The sequence below is a fragment of the Planomonospora sp. ID91781 genome (genome assembly GCF_015711595.1).
Taxonomy (GTDB): domain Bacteria; phylum Actinomycetota; class Actinomycetes; order Streptosporangiales; family Streptosporangiaceae; genus Planomonospora; species Planomonospora parontospora.
In genome coordinates this window covers 585,428-602,840 of sequence record NZ_JABTEY010000002.1, presented here as the reverse complement: position 1 = coordinate 602,840, position 17,413 = coordinate 585,428, and the positions used below count along the sequence as shown (strand labels likewise).

Below are 17,413 nucleotides of genomic sequence, written 5' to 3'. Positions count from 1 at the left end.
AGCGGATGGAAAATCCGGTGTCTAGGCTTGGACGTGCGCATCACCTGCCCGTACCGGACCGCTGCGGAGAAACACCCGGCAGGTGCCCGTGACGGCCTCGGAATCATTGAGGAAAGGCATCGGCGATGACCACTGTCGCACCGGCTGAGCAGATTCCGCTCAGCTTCCACCAGGAATTCCTGTGCGCGTTCGACACGGGCACCACGGAGGGCCCGTTCGGCCCCCGGTACCACGTGGTCGGGGCGTGGCGCCTGCGCGGCGAGCTCGACCTCGGGGCGCTGGAGGCGGCGCTGCGCGACGTGGTGGACCGGCACGAGGCGCTGCGGACCGTGATCGTCCGCGACCGGGGCAGGCCGTACCAGAGCGTCCTCGCGCCGTGTCCCCCGGAGCTGTCCGTGCGGGACCTGCGCGGATGCGCCCCCGAGGAGCGGGAGCGCCGCGCCGAGGAGCTCCTCAACGAGGTGGAGTCGGAGACCAACGACGCGGGGGAGCTCCCGCTGATCAGGGCCGTCGTGGGGCGGTTCGACGACACGGACGCGGTGCTCGTGCTCAACGCCCACCACACCGCCGCCGACGCCTGGTCGATCGACGTGATCCTGCGCGACCTGCTGGCCTGCCACGCGGCCCGCGCCCGGGGCGCGGCGCCGGACCTGCCGCCCGTGCCGCAGTACCGGGACCACGCCCGCCACGAGCGGGAGAACGCCGCGGGGCCGGCCGCGGCCGCGGCGCGCGCGTACTGGCGGGAGAGGCTGCGGGACGCGAGCATCACCGCGCTGCGCACCGACCGCCCCCGGTCCGCCGGAGCCCCCAAGGCGACCTCGTGGCACCGCTTCGCCGTCGACGCGGAGGTGGCGTCGGCGACCGTGTCCCTCGCCGGTGAGCTGAAGAGCTCGCCGTTCATGGTCCTGTTCGCCGCCTACCAGGTGTTCCTGCGCGGGCTGACCGGCACCGACGACCTCGTGGTGCCGACGTTCACGCCCGGCCGCGGCAACGCGCGCTTCCACGAGACGGTCGGCTCGTTCATCAACTTCCTGCCGCTCAGGACCGACCTGTCGGGATGCGAGACGGTCCGCGACGTGGTCCGCCGGACCCGGCAGACCTGCCTGGGCGCCTACTCGCACGACATCCCGTTCGTGCAGATCCTGGAGGAGGCGCCCGCCCTGATGGCCCCGGTGGCCAGCGACGACCTCCAGGTCAGCGCCTTCCAGGCGATCAGCTCGCCGTACCTGGCGGCCGACGAGCGGGCGGGCGGGCTCAGGTACTCCAAGCTGTGGCGGCGGACCCTGTCGCAGGAGGTCGGGTCCGACGTCCCCGACGGGATCCTGTGGACCCTGCACATCGGCCCCTCCAACGACATGGTCGGGAGCCTGGGGTTCAACGGCAACCGGTTCGACGCCGACACGATGAGCGGGATGCTGGCCGACTTCCTCCGGCTGCTGCGCAGGGCGGTGACCGCTCCGGACACCGCCCTGCGGCGGCTGTGACCGGCCGCCCGCGGGAGGCGGGCGCGCACGGGCGGGCACGGCGAGAGACGACGAGACCCGGAGACGCCATGGTCGACCACCCCACCGCCGGGCCGGACGCCACCGGTCCCCGGCGAAGGACACGCCCCCTGACCGGAGACGAGTACATCGAGAGCCTCCGGGACGGCCGCGAGATCTACATCTACGGGGAGCGCGTCAAGGACGTGCCGTCGCACCCCGCCTTCCGCAACCCCGCCCGGATGGTCGCGCGGCTCTACGACGCGCTGCACGACCCGGAACGGCGCGACGTGCTCACGGCGCCGACCGACAGCGGCGACGGGTACACGCACCGCTTCTTCACCACCCCCCGCAGCGTCGACGACCTGGTCGCCGACCAGCGGGCCATCGCCGAGTGGGCGCGCATGACCTACGGCTGGATGGGCCGCAGCCCCGACTTCAAGGCGTCCTTCCTCGGGACGCTCGGCGCCAACGCCGACTTCTACGAGCCCTTCGCCGACAACGCGCGGCGCTGGTACCGGGAGTCGCAGGAGAAGGTGCTGTACTGGAACCACGCGTTCGTCCATCCGCCGGTGGACCGGGACCGGCCGCCGGACGAGGTCGCCGACGTCTTCGTGCACGTGGAGCGGGAGACCGACGCCGGCCTCGTGGTCAGCGGGGCCAAGGTGGTGGCCACCGGCTCGGCGCTGACGCACTACAACTTCATCGCGCACGTCGGCCTGCCGGTCAAGGATCGCAGGTTCGCGCTGGTGGCCACCGTCCCGATGTCCGCGCCGGGGATGAAGCTGGTCTGCCGCACCTCCTACACCGCCGCGGCGGCGGTCGTGGGGACGCCCTTCGACTACCCGCTCTCCTCCCGGATGGACGAGAACGACACCCTCCTCATCCTCGACGAGGTGCTCATCCCCTGGGAGAACGTGTTCGTCTACGGCCATCTGGGCAAGGTCCGGGCCTTCTCCGGCCAGTCGGGGTTCATGGAGCGGGCGGCCTTCCACGGCTGCACGCGGCTGGCGGTGAAGCTGGACTTCATCGCCGGCCTGCTGGTCAAGGCGCTGGAGATGAACGGCACCGCCGACTTCCGGGGGGTGCAGACCCGGCTGGGCGAGGTGCTGGCGTGGCGGAACCTGTTCTGGGGGCTGTCGGACGCGGCGGCGCGCAACCCCGTGCCGTGGAAGAACTCCGCGCTGCTGCCCAATCCGCAGTACGTGATGGCCTACCGCTGGTTCATGCAGCTCGGCTACACGCGGATCAAGGAGATCATCGAGCAGGACGTCGCCAGCGGGCTGATCTACGTCAACTCGAGCACCGCCGACTTCAAGAACCCCGAGATCCGCCCCTACCTGGACAAGTACCTGCGCGGCTCGCACGGCGCGGAGGCCGTGGACCGGGTCAAGCTGATGAAGCTCCTGTGGGACGCGGTGGGCTCGGAGTTCGGCGGCCGCCACGAGCTGTACGAGCGCAACTACTCGGGCAACCACGAGAACATCCGGCTGGAGCTGGTCTTCAGCCAGACGGCCGGCCGGCAGATCGACGGGTACAAGGCCCTGGTCGACCGGTGCCTCGGCGAGTACGACCTGGACGGCTGGACCGTGCCGGACCTGTCGTCCTTCGAGGAGCTGCGCCGCCTCACCTCCGACGCGTTCAACGGCTGAGCGGGCCTCCCGCCCGGCGAGTACGGAAGCTTCCCGACAAACACGAAAGGGGTAACCGACGATGGCAGACCTCATCCGAGTGAAGCCGGACGCCGCTCCCGGGGACGTCGTCGAGGCGCTCGAGCGCGACGGCGCGGTGATCATCGAGGGGTTCGCCGACGGGGCGACGATGGAGGGACTCCGGGCCGACCTCGGCCCGCACCTGGAGGCCTCCGACTACTGCGAGAGCGGCTACGACGGCCACCGTACCCGGCGGGTCTCCTCGCTGTTCGCCCGCACCGCCCACCTGACGCCGGTCGTGACCCACCCCCTCTACCTGGGGCCGGCCCGGACGATCCTGCAGCGGCCGGTGCCGATCTGGATCGGCCGCTCCCGGATCGAGATGACCCCGAACATCCACATCAGCGCCACCCAGGCGATCCAGATCGACCCCGGCCAGGGCAAGCAGCCCCTGCACCGCGAGGACACCCTCTACCTGCGCCCGCACCCGGGCCCCACCATCCGCCTGCAGCTCATGCTCGCCATGACCGACTTCACCGCGGAGAACGGCGCCACGCTGGTGATCCCGGGAAGCCACCACTGGGACGACGAGCGCGCCCCGCGCTACTCCGAGAGCATCCCCGCCGAGATGCCCGCCGGGTCGGCGCTCGTCTTCGCCGGAGGGGTGTACCACTGCGGCGGCAGGAACGACACCGACAGGCCGCGCGTCGGTCTGACCCTCTCACTGGACGTGGCGAACCTGCGCCAGGAGGAGAACCAGTACATCGCGGTGCCGAGGGAGGCGGTGCTGGCCTACCCCGAGGAGGTCAGGCGCCTGCTCGGCTACGACCGCTGCCCGCCGGGGGTGGGCTGGTTCGAGCTGCAGGACCCCCACCTGGTCCTGGAGCACGACGGCATCGACCAGGCGCGCGCGGCGGCGGACCGGATGGGCCTGCGCGCCTCCCGCGAGGCGGCCGGCGCGGCCCGGGAGACCGTCACGGCGTGAGCCGGACCGGCCGGAAAGCGGCGGGCCCCTGGTCGGAGAGACCAGGGGCCCGCCGCTTTCCGCGCCCGTCAGGCCGGGCCGCCCGCCCCGGGAGCGCCGGACGGCGTCCTGCCGGCGCGTCCGGAGGTGCCTCCGGACGGCAGGGCGGCCGGCCTGCGCTCCGCGGTGGCGTGGAGCAGGTGCATGCCGGTGCCCGAGAGCCGGTCCTCCTGGCAGGAGTCGACCCGGAAGCCGCGCCCGCGCAGCATCGAGACGACCCGGGCCAACCGGCCCGCGATGTCGTGCACCTCCAGCACCAGATGGCCGATCCTGGCCCAGTCCGGCTCCTCGATGCCGGCCAGCACGTCGAGCTCGCCCTTCTCCACGTCGATCTTCAGCAGGTCCACCCGGTCCACCCCCTGCTCCCGGATCAGGGTGGAGAGGGTGACGGTCCGGCAGTCCACGTAGGACAGCCGGTGCCGTTCCCGGGCGAGCCTGTCGGCGGCCGGCCCGGGCACCCCGCTGCCCACCAGGAGCCGCCTGGCGAGCTCGGTCTCCTGCCGCTGGTCGGCGTAGAAGCCCGACTCCGCCGGCGCCTGCGGGTAGTAGCCGAAGCGCCGGACGCCGTCCCGGTCGGACACGGCGACCTCGCGCGCCACCCCCGAGGGGACGTGCCGGGCGAAGTTCTCGCGCAGCGCCGCGTAGGTCCCGGGCCCGGGCTCCGCGGCGACGACGAACGCGTCCGGGAAGCGCTGCTTGAAGAAGATCGACGCGAGGCCGATGTTCGCGCCGACATCGAAGATCACTTCAGGGACGGTGGAAGGGAAGCCGTCCCTCAGGTACGACTCCTCGACGAATATCTCCCGGTAGATCAGAGCCGCCTCCCCGGGATCGACCTGGGTCACCTCCAGGCCGTTCGGGAGGCGCCTGCGCACGAGCCCCATCTCTCCTCCTCACGGCGCGGCCGGGGCGGCGCGGCACCGGCCGCGCCGCCCCGGCCGCCTCCACCGTCCTCCTACGCCTGCCGCCCCGGCGCCCTGGCTGCGACGTCGCGTGCGAACGTCACCAGGTCGGGGTCCTCGAACAGGTCGCCCATGTCGATCACGACGCCGAGCTCCTCCTCGATCCGGGCGATGATCCGGACCGCCGAGACGGACTGCCCGCCCAGCTCGAAGAAGGTGGCGTCGGACGGGATCTCGGGCACGCCGAGCACGTCCTTCCAGATCCGCTCGACCCGCCGCTCGATCTCCGGCGCGACGGGGCCCGGGTGCTGGTCAACGGTCATCTGCTCTCCTCCTGCCGTCAATGTGGATCGTCCCTGGGCCCGGAGAGGGCCAGGGCGGGAACGGCGACGCCGGCGGCCGGCGGCCGGGCGGCCTCGTCGATGAGCGCCGCGAGCCGGGCCGGCGTCGGTTCGGCGAAGAACCGCCGCAGGGGCAGCTCGACGCCGAAGCGGTCCCGGACGCGCGCGGCGAGCCGGGGGACCAGCAGGGAGTGGCCGCCGGCCGCGAAGAAGTCGTCCCCGGCGCCGATCCCCGCCGTCCCCAGCAGCTCCGACCACAGGGCGATCACGCCCTCCTCGGTCGGGGTCGGCGCCGCCGGCCGCCGGGCGGCGGCGCGCCGGTGGGCGGGCAGCCTTCCCCGGTCGACCTTGCCGGTGAGGTTGCGCGGGAGCGGGCGGTCCAGGACGGTGAACAGCACGGGCGGCGTCTCGCGGCCGAACCGACGGCGCAGGCAGGCCCGCCAGGCCCGGACCGGTGAGGCGTCCCCGGACGCGGCGGGGACCGGCACGACGTAGGCGACCAGCACGTCGGGCAGGCCGTCCCGGCCGGTGCGGGCGACGACCGCGCACTCGGCCACCGACTCGTGCGCCGACAGGGCCGCCTCGACCTCGGTGAGCTCGATCCGGATGCCGGAGAGCTTCACCTGGAAGTCCTTGCGCCCGCGGAACTCCAGCCGGCCGTCCCGCCGCCGGCGCGCCAGGTCGCCGGTCCGGTAGGTCCGGCCGGCCGCCGCGGGCTCCCCGATCCCCCGCAGCGGCCGGAAGGCCGCCGCACCGGCGGATGCGCCGACGTACCCGGGGGTGACGTACGGGCTGCGCACGACGATCTCGCCGGTCACCCCCGCCGGGCAGGGGCGGTCCCGGCCGTCCACGACCAGGACCTGCCGGCCGGGGATCGGGCGGCCGATGGGGACCGCGCCGGTCTCGTCGCCGATCTCCTGCCACGTCGCCGCGATCGTCTCCGTGGGGCCGTACAGGTTGACCAGCCGGGCGGCCGGCAGGGCGGCGCGCAGACCGCGCACCAGCTCCGGCGGCACCGCCTCACCCATGAGCAGGACGTGCCGCAGGGCGGCGAACCGCTCCGCCGCCCCACCGCCGGCGATCGCGCCCAGGAGCGTCCCGGCGAAGCTCGGGACGGTCTGCAGGTGCGTGATCCCCTGGTCGGCGAGCCAGGCCGCCAGCTTCTCGGGATGCGCCCTGACGCCGTCCGGCACCGGGCAGAGCGTCGCTCCGGAGACGAGCGCCGCGAACACCTCGCACAGGGCGGGGTCGTGCTCGGGGGCCACCCACTGCGCCACGCGGGAACCGGGACCGATGCCGAATTCGGCGGCGAACCAGGTGACGAACTGCGCGAGGGCGGCGTGGGTCTGCGGGATGCCCTTCGGACGCCCGGTCGAGCCCGACGTGTAGGCGACGTACGCCCAGGCGTCCGGGCCGGGAGCCCCGGGGAACGACGGCGCCTCCACCGCCGCCTCCACCGGGGCGTTCCCGGCTCCGGCGGCGCCGTCGAGGACCCGCCCGCCCAGCTCGCCGCGGTACCACTCGGCCAGTCCGTCCCCTCCGGCCGGGTCCTCCACGAGCATGCAGGCGGGACGCAGGTCGGACAGGACCGCCTTGACGCGGTCCCCGGCGTCGCCCGTGCCGAGCCAGACGAGGTGGGCGCCCGCGCCGAGCACCCCGAGCAGCGCCGCGATCCGGCCGGGGCCGGGCGGCATGCGCACCGCCACCGCCGCGCCCTCGGCGCAGCCCGCGTCGCGCAGGCGGGCGGAGAGGGCCGCCGCCCACCGGGTCAGCTCGCGGTAGGGCGTGACGTCGCCGCCCCAGTCGACCGCGCCGGCGTGCGGCCGGTGCACGGCGTGCCGGCGGACGAGCTCGTGGACCCCGGGCCCGGGGGAGGGCGGGCCGCCGGTCCGGTCCGCCTCCCGGACCGCCGCGCGGACGCGGTCGGCGGGCTCCAGGGGGAGCGCGTCCACGGGCAGGGCGGGATCTTCTGCGGCCGCGGCCAGCAGGGTGCGCAGCTGGTCCAGGAGGGAGCGGGCGGAGTCCCGGTCCAGGAGGCAGCCGCGACAGGCCAGCGAGCCGGTGACCGAGGGCCCGGCCAGGTCCACGGTGAAGGCCAGGTCGGCCGCGGCCGCGCCGTCTCCGCCCGGGAGGCGGCGGACCTCGGCGCCGGGCAGCCTGAGCTCGGACTCCGGCGTCTCCCGCACGTCGAGCACGACGTCGCACAGCGGGACCCGGTGGGGGTCCCGCCCGGCGCCGAGCGCCCGGACCAGGTGCGGGAAGGGCAGTTCCCGGCGGGCGAGGGACTCGCGGACGCGCCCGTCCAGCGCGGTGAGCAGCTCGCGGAAGCCGGGCCCGCCGGAGAGGTCGGCGGTCAGCACGAGCGGGTTGACGAACGGCCCGACCAGGAGGTCCGTCTCCGGCGCGGTGCGCAGGCTCGCCGGAACCGTCACCGCCGTCCGGTCCGCACCGCCGTACCGGTGCAGCAGGCAGTGCAGCGCGGCGAGCAGGACGGTGGACGGCGCGGTCCCGGCGGCGCGGGCCAGCTCCGCGACCTGGGCGGCCGCCTCCGTGCCCCAGTCGAACCGGACGGCGCCGCCGCGGGGGGCTCCGGGGCGGCCGCGGTCCACGGGCAGGGCGGCCGGCGGCGGCAGGGGGGTCAGCGTGCGGGTCCACCAGTCCAGCAGCTCGCGGAAGGCCGGGGTGCGGATCCACCGGCGCTGCCGCCGCGCGTGGTCGGCGAACCGCGACGGAAGGGCGGGCAGGGCCGCGCCCGCGGGCAGGCCCGCCAGCGCCGCGGCGTAGCCGGCCGACAGCTCGTCCACCACGATCGACACGGACCGGTCGTCGGCGACGACGCGGTGGAACGCGAGCGTCAGCAGGTGGTCGGCCTCGCCCAGGCGGACCAGGGTCGCGCGGGCCAGGGGCCCCCGCGCCAGGTCGAACGGCTCGGCGGCCAGTGCGGCGCGGACCCGCTCGGCGCGCCGTTCCGCGTCGGGGCCGCCTCCCGTGCCCGGGCCGCCTCCCGCGTCGGGGCCGCCTCCCGCGTCCGGTCCGAGGAGCGCGAGCGCGTGCCCGGCCTCCTCCGACCACGGCGAGACGTGCTGCACGAGCCGGCCGCCGCACTCCCGGACGACGGTCCTCAGGGGCTCGTGACGGCTGACGACCTCGCGCCAGGCGGCGCGCAGCGCGCCGACGTCGAGATCGCCGCTGATCCGGTAGGCCCTGCACAGGGAGTGGGCCGCCGGCTCCGGGTCCAGCCCGCTGAGCAGCCACAGTCCGTCCTGCGCACAGGACGTGACCGCGCGCCTGCCGCGGACGGAGCGCGTGTGACACACCACGTCCTGCCCTCCAGCCTTCTCGTGCGGTGCCGCATCGTCCCCTCCCGTACGCCGGCTCCGCCGCGCCGGTCGGTGGCCGCGCGACCCATGGTCCGCTCCGGGGCCCGCGAGCCGCATCTCCTCGGTTGCCGGGCACCGCCGGGCATCCCCGGGTCCGTCGCCGCGGTCCCGGTCACCGCCGCCGCGCGGCCGTCGTGGCGCCCCGCGCCCGCAGCCAGGCGGCCAGTTCCTCGGCGCCGGACCGGCAGGCGGCGTCCAGCGGGGTCAGCCCGTCGTAGCCCACGTGGTCGAGTTCGGCTCCCCGGCTCAGGAGCTGTTCGGCCGTCTCGCGCCGGCCGCCGTGGCAGGCGCACCACAGGGCGCCGTTCAGCTCCCGGCGGCCGGGCGGGGGGTCGGCCCGCAGCAGGTCGTGCACGCGCTCGGTCAGGCCGAGGGCAGCGGCCTGCCACAGGTTGACCCGGGCGCCGCGCTCGACCAGGCGGCGCGCGGCGTTCCACTGCCCGAACGCGACCGCGTCGGCCAGCGGCGCACCGCCGTCGACGACCGAGCCCGGGGCCTCGATGTCGGCGCCGGCCGCCAGCAGCGCGTCCAGCACCGGCACGTCGTCGGTGCTGGCCGCCCAGTGCAGCGCCGTCTCGGCGTGCGGGCCGGCGAAACGGCCGTCGACCTCGGCGCCCGCCGCCACCAGCGCCTCGACGGTCCGCGGGCCGTTCGGGCGGTGGCCGGGCCAGTCGGTGACCACGTGCAGCAGCGTGCGCGAGACCCCCTCGGGATCGCCGATCCGGGTCCGGGCCAGGCCCGGGTGCTCGTGCAGCAGGCGCCGGAGCGCTCCGACGTCACCGCCCTGGATCGCCGCCACCGCGGCGAGCGCGACCGGGTCCCCGGCGTCAAGATAGATCATGGTCACCATCGTCCGCCCTCCGGGCCGTACCCGCCACCGCCGGGGTGACGCCGCACCCGGGTTCCGGCGGCGGGAACGCGGTCCAGCGGCGCGGCCGGCGGTGCCCGGCAGCCGATCCGTACCTGACATCAGATGACAGGTACGGCCGCCATGATGGGGAAAGATCTGGAATTCTCCGAGGGAGGCCCATATGCCGCGCGCCATAGGAACCTTCACCGTCGACGGCTGGGACCCGCAGCCCTACGACACCGCCGAGGGGGCCACGCTCACCCGCGTCCACGTCACCAAGACCTTCGACGGCGACCTGACCGGCACCAGCACCACCGACATCATCACCGCGGTCTCCCAGGCCGAGACGTCGGCGGCCTACGCGGGCTTCGAGCGCTTCACCGGAACCGTGCACGGCCGCAAGGGCACCTTCGTGCTCCACCACACGGCCACGCAGCACGCCGAGGAGTCGGCGCTGAGCTGGACGGTCCTTCCCGGCTCCGGTACCGGGGAACTGCTGGGCATCCGCGGCGGCGGCGGGATCGTCAACGACGGCGGCGTCCACTCCTTCCACCTCGACTACGAACTGGACTGAGGGCGGCCGCCCTCCCGCCGCGGCCCGGACCGGTCCGCGGCGGGTTCACCGGTCCGCGGCCACCGCCTCCCTGGCCCGCTCCGGGCCGTCGGCGTCGAGGGCGAGCCGGGCCTCGTCCCGGCAGCGCTGCAGGGTACGGCGGGCCAGCGCGTCCCGGACCGGTGCGAGGCCAGGCGCCGACATGGACAGGCTGGTGACGCCGAGCCCGGCCAGCACGGGGGCCAGGAGGGGGTCGGCCGCGGCCTCGCCGCACACCCCGACGGGCTTGCCCGCCGCCAGCCCGGCCCGCGCGCATCCGGCTATCAGGGCCAGCAGCCCCGGCTGCCAGGGGTCGAGCAGGTCGGCGAGCCCGCCGTGCTGGCGGTCGGCGGCGAAGGCGTACTGGCTGAGGTCGTTGGTGCCGATGCTGAGGAAGTCGAGCCGCTCCAGCAGCCGGTCGGCCCGGAGCGCGGCGGCCGGGACCTCGATCATCACCCCGACGCGGGTGATCCCCCGCGCCCGCGCCCGAGCGGCGAAGTCGTCCGCCTCGGCCACCGTGGAGACCATGGGCGCCATCACCCACGGCTGTGCGCCGCTGACCCGGGCGGCCTCGGCGATCGCGTCGAGCTGGGTGTCCAGCACGCCCGGCCGCCCGCGCGCGACGCGCAGCCCCCGCACGCCCAGCGCGGGGTTGGGCTCGGGGGCCGCACCGAGGAACGGCAGCGGTTTGTCCGAGCCCGCGTCGAGCGTGCGGACCACGACCTTCCCGCCGGGGAAGGCCCGGAAGACGGCCTCGTAGGCCGCGACCTGCTCGTCGAAGCCCGGCTCCTCCCTGCGGTCGAGGAAGAGGAACTCGGTGCGGAAGAGCCCCACGCCCTCGGCGTCCGCCCCGGGTGCGAGGTCGGCGGCGGAGCCGATGTTGAGCAGCAGCTCGACCGGGTGCCCGTCGGCGGTCCGGCCGGGGCCGCTGCTCGCCGCCTGCCGGAGGCGGTCGGCGGCGGCGAGCCGCAGGATCCCGGCGGCCTCCTCCTCCCCGATGCCGGTGCGGACCTCCCCGGTGGTCCCGTCGACCGCCGCCCAGGTGCCCTCGCCGACGCGCATGGCGCCCGGGCAGGCGACCACGGCGGGCAGGCCGAGGGCGCGGGCGAGGATCGCGGTGTGGCTGGTCGGCCCGCCCTTCTCGGTGACCAGGGCGAGCACGGTCCGGGTGTCGAGGCCCGCCGTGTCGGCGGGGGAGAGGTCCTCGGCGACGAGGACGAACGGGTGGCCGGGGTCGGGGACGCCGGGCACGGGCAGGCCCAGCACCGCGGCGACGGCCCGGTTGCGGATGTCGTCGAGGTCGGCGGCGCGCTCGGCGAACAGGCCGCCGGCCGCCAGCAGCGCCTCCCGGTGACCGGCGCAGGCGGCGTCGAGGGCGTGGGCGGCGCCCATCCCCGCGGTGACGTTCTCCTGCACCGACTCGAGCAGGCCCGGGTCGGCGGCGATGAACGACTGCGCCTCCAGGATCGCGCTCGCGGCCGGGTCGGACGCGGCGGAGGCGCGCGCCGCCAGTTCGGCGGAGACGGCCTCCAGCGCGCGCAGCGCCTCTCCGAGCTCCCGGTCGGGGTCGGCTTCCCGGGCCGGGTCCGGGAGCGGGAGCGGGCCCGCCATCCGGAAGACCCTGCCCGCCGTCCGCCCGGGACCGACCCCCAGCCCGCGCAGCGTCCCGGGCGCGAACCGTCCGGCCCCCGTGGAGGCGCTCCCGGGCCCGGTCTCGGCCCCGGAACCGGATACGGGCGCGGCCTCGGTCCCGGGCCTGGACCCGGATCCGGACACGGTTGCGGACCCCGGTACGGGCCCGGCCACCGGTTCAGGCATCCGGCGCCTCCTCGGCGTCGAGGTCTCGGGAGAGCAGTTCGGCCAGGGAGTCGAGCGCGGAGTCCGCGCCCGGGCCCTCGGCTTCCAGGACGACCTCCGCGCCGTGCCCCGCCCCGAGGGCCATCACGGCGAGCATGCTGGTGGCGGGGACGGACCTGCCCGCGCCGAGGCGGATCCGCACCGGCACCCCCTGGGCCGCCGCGGCCTGGACGAAGAGCTTGGCGGGCCGGGCGTGCAGACCGGTGCGCGAGGCGATGACGACTGTCCTTTCCGGCATGTCCGGACTTCCTCTCTGGCGGGGGTGGGGTCTGGCGGTTCAGGGCTCGACGGTGACCTTGATGGCCTCGCCGCGGCTGACGATGTCGATCCCGTCGAGGACCTCGGGGAGCGGCAGCCGGTGGGTGATCAGGTCGGCCACCGGGACCGCTCCGCCGGCGATCAGCTCCAGAGCCCGGGCGTTGTGCGCCGGGCTGGACCCGTTGGCGCCGACGATCGTCAGCTCCCGGTAGTGCACCAGGTTGGAGTCGCACCGGATGATCGGGTCGTCCTTGGGCAGGCCGCCGAAGAAGCTGATCCGCCCCTGCCGGGCGGCCATCCGCAGCGCCTGCTCCTGGGCCGCGCCGGAGGCGGCGGCGGTGATGACGACGTCGGCGCCGCGGCCCTCGGTCAGCTTGAGCACCTGCTCCACCGCATCTCCGGCGGACTCCGAACCGCCGTGCACGGCGGCGTCCGGCCGGACCAGGGCGGCGGCGGCCTCCAGCCGGCCGGCGTTGACGTCGACGAGGAAGACCCGGGCCGCGCCGCGCGAGCGGGCCAGCCGTACGTGGAGGCAGCCGATGGGGCCCGACCCCATGACCACCACGTCGTCGCCCTCGCCGACCCTGGCCAGCTCCTGGCCGTTGAGCACGCAGGCGAGCGGTTCGGCGACCGAGGCCTCGGCGAAGCCGACCCCGTCGGGGATGCGGTTGACGCCGTCCACGGCCAGGACCTTCGCGGGAACCACCATGTACTCGGCGAACCCGCCGTCGTAGTGGTAGCCCATCGACTCCTGGTTCGGGCAGACCGTCATCCGGCCCCTGCGGCACTCGCCGCACGTCCCGCAGGGGATCGCGGCGATCACCTGCACCCGGTCGCCCGGAGCCCAGCCGTCCGTCCCGTCGACCACCTCGCCGGCGATCTCGTGCCCCATGACCCTGGGCGGCCTGATGTGGTGGTGGCCGTGCTTGAGGATCTTGGCGTCGGTGCCGCAGGTGGAGCAGTTGCGCACGCGGATCCTGAGCTCACCCGGTCCGGCGACGGGTTCGTCGGCGTCCTCGACCCGGATGTCACCGGGGGCGTGGAAACGGGCGACCTTCATTCTTCCTCCTCTATGGGTTCCAGCAGGCGCAGCACCTCGGCGACCTCGTCCGCCTCGCGGAGGGCCCGGGCACGGTCGGGTTCCATCAGGATCCGGGCGAGCGCGGAGAGCAGCCGCAGGTGGCCGTCGCCGCGGGCGGCGATCCCGACGCAGACCGTGACCCGCTCGCCGTCCCAGTCGACGCCGCCGGGGAAGCGCAGCACGCACAGGGCGTCGTGCCGGACGGCGTCCTTGGCCTGCAGGGTGCCGTGCGGGATGGCGACGCCCTCGCCCATGTAGGTCGACACGGTGCGTTCGCGCTCCAGCATCGCGTCGAGGTAGGGGGCCTCGACCGCGCCCACCTCCATCAGCGCCCGGCCGCACTGCAGGATCGCGTCGTCGCGCCCGGCCGCCGCGGCGTCCAGCCGTACGGCGCGCGGGTCGAGGGGGAGCGGGGCCGGCTCAGCCACCGACCGTCCCGCCCTTCTTGATGGTGTCGATGAGCCGCGTCACCGCGGGGTCGCCGATGAAGACCTGGAAGGGGACCAGCACGGTGCCCGGGGCCGAGGCCCTGGCCCGGTCGGCCAGGCCCGCGTGGCACAGCACCACGTCGGCGTCACCGGGGATGGAGTTGACCGGGGTGTGCACCACCTCGATCTGCTCGCCCTTGAGCTGGCGGCGGACCTGGGTGGCGAGCATGACGCTGCTGCCCATGCCCGCGTCGCAGGCGACGACGATCTTCCGGATGTCCTTGCTGTCGATGCCGGTCACGGGTCATGCCTCCTTGGAGACGGGTGCGGTGGCGGGTGCGGTGGCGGGTGCGGCGGTGGGTGCGGCGGTGGGTGAGGCGGTGGGGGAGGTCCCCTCCGGAACCTCGTCCGCCGAGGTCGCGGCCGGGGCCGGGGCGGTGGTGGCGGTGGCGTCCGGGGCAGGGGCGGCGGCCGGGTCCTGCTGCTCGCCCCGGCCGAAGCCGAGCAGCACCGCCGCGACCGCGAAGGAGACCGCCGCGGCGACGAGGATCCCGGCGCCCGAGGCGAGCCAGCCGCCCCTGGGGGTGACCGCGAAGTAGGCGAAGACGCTGCCGGGGGACGGCGGGGCCACCAGGCCGCCGCCGGTGAGGATGAAGGTGAAGACGCCCGCGGCGCCGCCGGCGATGACCGCCAGGATCAGGCGCGGCTTCATCAGGACGTACGGGAAGTAGATCTCGTGGATGCCGCCGAGGAAGTGGATGACGATCGCGGCGGGGGTGCTGGGGCGCAGCGCCCGGGGGCCGAAGAACATGAAGGCCAGCAGCAGGCCGAGGCCGGGACCGGGGTTGCTCTCCAGCATGAACAGGATCGACCTGCCCTGCTCGGCGGCCTCGGCCACGCCCAGCGGGCTGAGCACGCCGTGGTTGATGGCGTTGTTGAGGAACAGCACCTTGGCGGGCTCGATCAGGACCGAGGCCAGCGGGAGCAGGTTGTTGCCCACCAGCCAGCCGACGGCGTCGCCCGCCGCCTCGGTCACCGTCTCGATGACCGGGCCGATGCCCCACACGCCCAGCAGCGCCATGGCGCCGCCGACGATGCCGGCGGTGAAGTTGTCCACCAGCATCTCGAAGCCGGCCCTGGTCCGCTCCTGGGTGAAGCCGTCCACCAGCTTGATCAGGTAGGCGGCGAGCGGGCCGACGATCATCGCGCCGAGGAACATCGGCACCTCGGCACCGACGACCACGCCCATGGTGGCGACCGCGCCCACCACGGCGCCGCGCTGTCCGTGGACCATCCGCCCGCCGGTGTAGCCGATCAGAACGGGGAGCAGGACCTTGACCATCGGGTCGACGAGGGCGGCCAGGTTCTCGTTGGGCAGCCAGCCCGTGGGGATGAAGAGCGCGGTGATCAGGCCCCAGGCGATGAAGGCGCCGATGTTCGGCATGATCATTCCGGCGAGGTGGCCGCCGAAGCGCTGGATGGTGGCTCTCACCCCGGTCCCCTGGACGGCGGGGGTGTAGTCGGTGGTCATGTGGATGGTGCTCCTTCCGGGGCGACCGGCGTGGTGCGCCGGTCAGGGGGGTGGTGGTGCGCCGCCGTCAGCCCCCGGACCGCAGCGGCAGGGCCGGATCGGCCGTGAAGGTGCGGACGTGGTCGCGGCGGATGTCGGCCGGGCCGGGCATCCGGCTGCCCGGCAGCCCGACGGCGGCGGTCGCCCAGGCCAGCGCCTCGACCAGGGCGGCCTCGCCGCTGGCCCCGGCGGCGAGGAACCCGGCCAGCATGGCGTCGCCGGCTCCGACGGTGCTGCGGGGCTCGGCGACCGGGCCCTCGCCGTACCAGATCTGGTCGCCCTGGAGCAGGACCGCGCCGTCGGGCCCGAGACTGGCCAGGACCGCGCCCGCACCGCGGGCGCGCAGCGCCGAGGCGGCCTCGATCGCGTCGCCGAGCGTGGTGATCGCCCGCCCGGTCGCCTCGGCGAGCTCCTCCCGGTTGGGCTTGACCAGCGCGGGCTCCGCGGCCAGCGCGGAGACCAGCGCGGGCCCGCTGGTGTCGACCGCGACGAGGATGCCCGCGCGGGTGAAGCGGTGGCACAGCCGGGCGTAGACGTCGGCCGGGACCTCCGGGGGGAGGCTGCCGGAGGCGACCACCCAGTCCGCCGAGTCCGCCGCGCCCAGCACCGCCTCGGCGAGGGCGTCCACCTCGGCGGGGGACAGGGCGGTGCCCGGCTCGTTGATCTTCGTGACGGTGCCGTCGGGCTCGGCCAGCGCGACGTTGGACCGGGTCGGCCCGGTGACCGGCACGGTGACCATGTCGATGCCCTCGGCCGACAGCAGGGAGACGAGCCGCCGCCCCTCGTCGCCGCCGTAGGGGACGACCGCGCAGGAGGGGACGTCGTTGGCCAGCAGCGCGCGGGAGACGTTCACCCCCTTGCCGCCCGGGTCGAGGTGGGTGTCGGCGGAGCGGATGACCGCCCCGCGGGTCAGCGCCCCGATCTCGATCGTCCGGTCCAGGCTGGGGTTGAGGGTCAGCGTCACGATCATGCCCGCACCACCTCGGGACCGGCGGCCGAGATCTCGGCGGCCAGCGCCGCGTCCAGGCCGGTGTCGCTGATCACGAGGTCGATCTCCGGCAGCGTGGCGAAGCGGGACAGGTAGGTGTTGGTGAACTTGGTGTGGTCGGCCAGCAGCACGCTGCGCTGCGCCGCGCCGATCATCGCCCGTTTGATCGCGGCCTCGGCCGGGTCGGGGGTGGTCAGGCCCTTGGCCACCGAGCAGCCGTTGGCCGCCATGAACGCCACGTCCACGTGCAGGTCGGCGAGGGGGCGCAGGGCCCAGTCGTCGACGGTGGCCAGCGTCCGCCCGCGCACCCGGCCGCCGAGCATGATCACGTTCAGGCCGGGCCGGACGGCCAGGGCGGTCGCCAGGGGAGGGGAGTTGACGATGACCGTGAGCTCCCGGTCGGGCGGCAGGGCCTGCACCAGCCGGGCGGTGGTCGTCCCGGCGTCGATGATGACCGCGCCGTCCTCCGGGAGCTCGGCGAGGGCGGCCTTGGCGATGCGCTCCTTCTCCGCGGTCATCACCTCGTCCCTGGCGGCCAGCGCGGGCTCGAAGCCCAGCCGCTCCACGGGGATGGCGCCGCCGTGCACGCGCCGCAGCACCCCGGCCCGCTCCAGCGCGGTCAGGTCGCGGCGGATCGTCTCGGTGGTGACGGCGAACTCCTCCGCCAGCGCCATCACGTCCACCCGCCCGGCCCCCCGGGCGCGCCGCAGGATCTCCTGCTGCCGCTCCTCGGCGTACATGGTGTTGATTCACCGCCGTTTCCGTGTTGTTTCGTATTTATTTACACCTGTATGTGTGGGAACACAATAGGGAGAGGGACGGTACTTCGCCCGGGCGGGAGGCGGGCGGCCGCAGGCAGAACGCGAAGGGCCCCGGGGCGTTCGCCCCGGGGCCCGGTCGTTCGTGGCGGATCTCAGCGCGCCGGGACGGTCCCCGGCGCCGCCGCGGCGTCCGCGCGGTCCACGGCGACGGAACCGGCCGTCCGGCGGCGGCCGTGGAGCCGGCCGGC

At 75.0% G+C, this 17,413-nt stretch carries 16 protein-coding genes; 4 read left to right on the top strand and 12 right to left on the bottom strand.

What is annotated here, in order from left to right:
- Window positions 1-125: 125 nt before the first annotated feature.
- The 3 genes from HS048_RS22055 to HS048_RS22045 all read left to right on the top strand — a co-directional run bounded on the left by HS048_RS22055 (window position 126) and on the right by HS048_RS22045 (window position 4,118).
- The gene (locus HS048_RS22055) at window positions 126-1,484 is read left to right on the top strand and encodes a condensation domain-containing protein (protein WP_068897220.1); all 1,359 of its coding nucleotides are present in this window, start codon (window positions 126-128) and stop codon (window positions 1,482-1,484) included.
- Between the two features lie 68 nt (window positions 1,485-1,552).
- Window positions 1,553-3,133 carry a 4-hydroxyphenylacetate 3-hydroxylase family protein gene (locus HS048_RS22050; RefSeq protein WP_196468508.1) on the top strand — a complete coding sequence of 527 codons (1,581 nt, stop codon included), beginning with the start codon at window positions 1,553-1,555 and terminating at the stop codon, window positions 3,131-3,133.
- A 61-nt stretch (window positions 3,134-3,194) separates the two neighbouring features.
- The gene (locus tag HS048_RS22045) at window positions 3,195-4,118 is read left to right on the top strand and encodes a phytanoyl-CoA dioxygenase family protein (RefSeq protein WP_196468507.1); all 924 of its coding nucleotides are present in this window, start codon (window positions 3,195-3,197) and stop codon (window positions 4,116-4,118) included.
- A 68-nt stretch (window positions 4,119-4,186) separates the two neighbouring features.
- Here the strand turns inward: HS048_RS22045 and HS048_RS22040 are convergent, their stop codons facing one another.
- The 4 genes from HS048_RS22040 to HS048_RS22025 form a co-directional block, all read right to left on the bottom strand.
- Window positions 4,187-5,041: an FkbM family methyltransferase gene (locus tag HS048_RS22040; protein ID WP_068897217.1), complete on the bottom strand. Its 855-nt coding sequence runs from the start codon at window positions 5,039-5,041 to the stop codon at window positions 4,187-4,189.
- Window positions 5,042-5,112: 71 nt separating this feature from the next.
- Window positions 5,113-5,382, bottom strand: coding sequence for a phosphopantetheine-binding protein (locus HS048_RS22035; protein WP_068897216.1), 270 nt, complete (start codon window positions 5,380-5,382; stop codon window positions 5,113-5,115).
- A gap of 17 nt (window positions 5,383-5,399) precedes the next feature.
- Window positions 5,400-8,720, bottom strand: coding sequence for a non-ribosomal peptide synthetase (locus HS048_RS22030; RefSeq protein WP_196468506.1), 3,321 nt, complete (start codon window positions 8,718-8,720; stop codon window positions 5,400-5,402).
- A 172-nt stretch (window positions 8,721-8,892) separates the two neighbouring features.
- Window positions 8,893-9,621 (bottom strand): ankyrin repeat domain-containing protein, encoded by a 729-nt coding sequence (locus tag HS048_RS22025; RefSeq protein ID WP_196468505.1) that lies wholly within the window; start codon window positions 9,619-9,621, stop codon window positions 8,893-8,895.
- 190 nt (window positions 9,622-9,811) lie between these two features.
- On the opposite strand from HS048_RS22025, the gene HS048_RS22020 reads away from it, so the two are divergent.
- Window positions 9,812-10,204 (top strand): DUF3224 domain-containing protein, encoded by a 393-nt coding sequence (locus HS048_RS22020; RefSeq protein ID WP_196468504.1) that lies wholly within the window; start codon window positions 9,812-9,814, stop codon window positions 10,202-10,204.
- A 45-nt stretch (window positions 10,205-10,249) separates the two neighbouring features.
- On the opposite strand, the gene HS048_RS22015 is transcribed toward HS048_RS22020, so the two are convergent.
- The 8 genes from HS048_RS22015 to HS048_RS21980 all read right to left on the bottom strand — a co-directional run bounded on the left by HS048_RS22015 (window position 10,250) and on the right by HS048_RS21980 (window position 17,144).
- Window positions 10,250-11,884: a phosphoenolpyruvate--protein phosphotransferase gene (locus HS048_RS22015; RefSeq protein ID WP_374058801.1), complete on the bottom strand. Its 1,635-nt coding sequence runs from the start codon at window positions 11,882-11,884 to the stop codon at window positions 10,250-10,252.
- A 148-nt stretch (window positions 11,885-12,032) separates the two neighbouring features.
- Window positions 12,033-12,317 carry an HPr family phosphocarrier protein gene (locus HS048_RS22010; RefSeq protein WP_068897213.1) on the bottom strand — a complete coding sequence of 95 codons (285 nt, stop codon included), beginning with the start codon at window positions 12,315-12,317 and terminating at the stop codon, window positions 12,033-12,035.
- A 39-nt stretch (window positions 12,318-12,356) separates the two neighbouring features.
- A complete protein-coding gene (locus HS048_RS22005) occupies window positions 12,357-13,397 on the bottom strand; it encodes a zinc-dependent dehydrogenase (RefSeq protein WP_068897212.1) in 1,041 nt (346 codons plus the stop codon).
- Window positions 13,394-13,846, bottom strand: a complete 453-nt coding sequence (locus tag HS048_RS22000) for a PTS sugar transporter subunit IIA (protein WP_068897211.1) — start codon at window positions 13,844-13,846, stop codon at window positions 13,394-13,396. The genes HS048_RS22005 and HS048_RS22000 overlap by 4 nt, the downstream gene beginning before the upstream one ends.
- Window positions 13,839-14,147: a PTS lactose transporter subunit IIB gene (locus HS048_RS21995; RefSeq protein ID WP_189238476.1), complete on the bottom strand. Its 309-nt coding sequence runs from the start codon at window positions 14,145-14,147 to the stop codon at window positions 13,839-13,841. Before HS048_RS21995 ends, HS048_RS22000 begins: the two co-directional genes overlap by 8 nt.
- 3 nt (window positions 14,148-14,150) lie before the next feature.
- Window positions 14,151-15,377 carry a PTS mannitol transporter subunit IICB gene (mtlA, locus tag HS048_RS21990; protein WP_196468502.1) on the bottom strand — a complete coding sequence of 409 codons (1,227 nt, stop codon included), beginning with the start codon at window positions 15,375-15,377 and terminating at the stop codon, window positions 14,151-14,153.
- 67 nt (window positions 15,378-15,444) lie between these two features.
- The gene (pfkB, locus tag HS048_RS21985; RefSeq protein ID WP_068897208.1) at window positions 15,445-16,386 is read right to left on the bottom strand and encodes a 1-phosphofructokinase; all 942 of its coding nucleotides are present in this window, start codon (window positions 16,384-16,386) and stop codon (window positions 15,445-15,447) included.
- Window positions 16,383-17,144 carry a DeoR/GlpR family DNA-binding transcription regulator gene (locus tag HS048_RS21980; protein ID WP_068897207.1) on the bottom strand — a complete coding sequence of 254 codons (762 nt, stop codon included), beginning with the start codon at window positions 17,142-17,144 and terminating at the stop codon, window positions 16,383-16,385. The genes pfkB and HS048_RS21980 overlap by 4 nt, the downstream gene beginning before the upstream one ends.
- Window positions 17,145-17,413 lie beyond the last annotated feature (269 nt).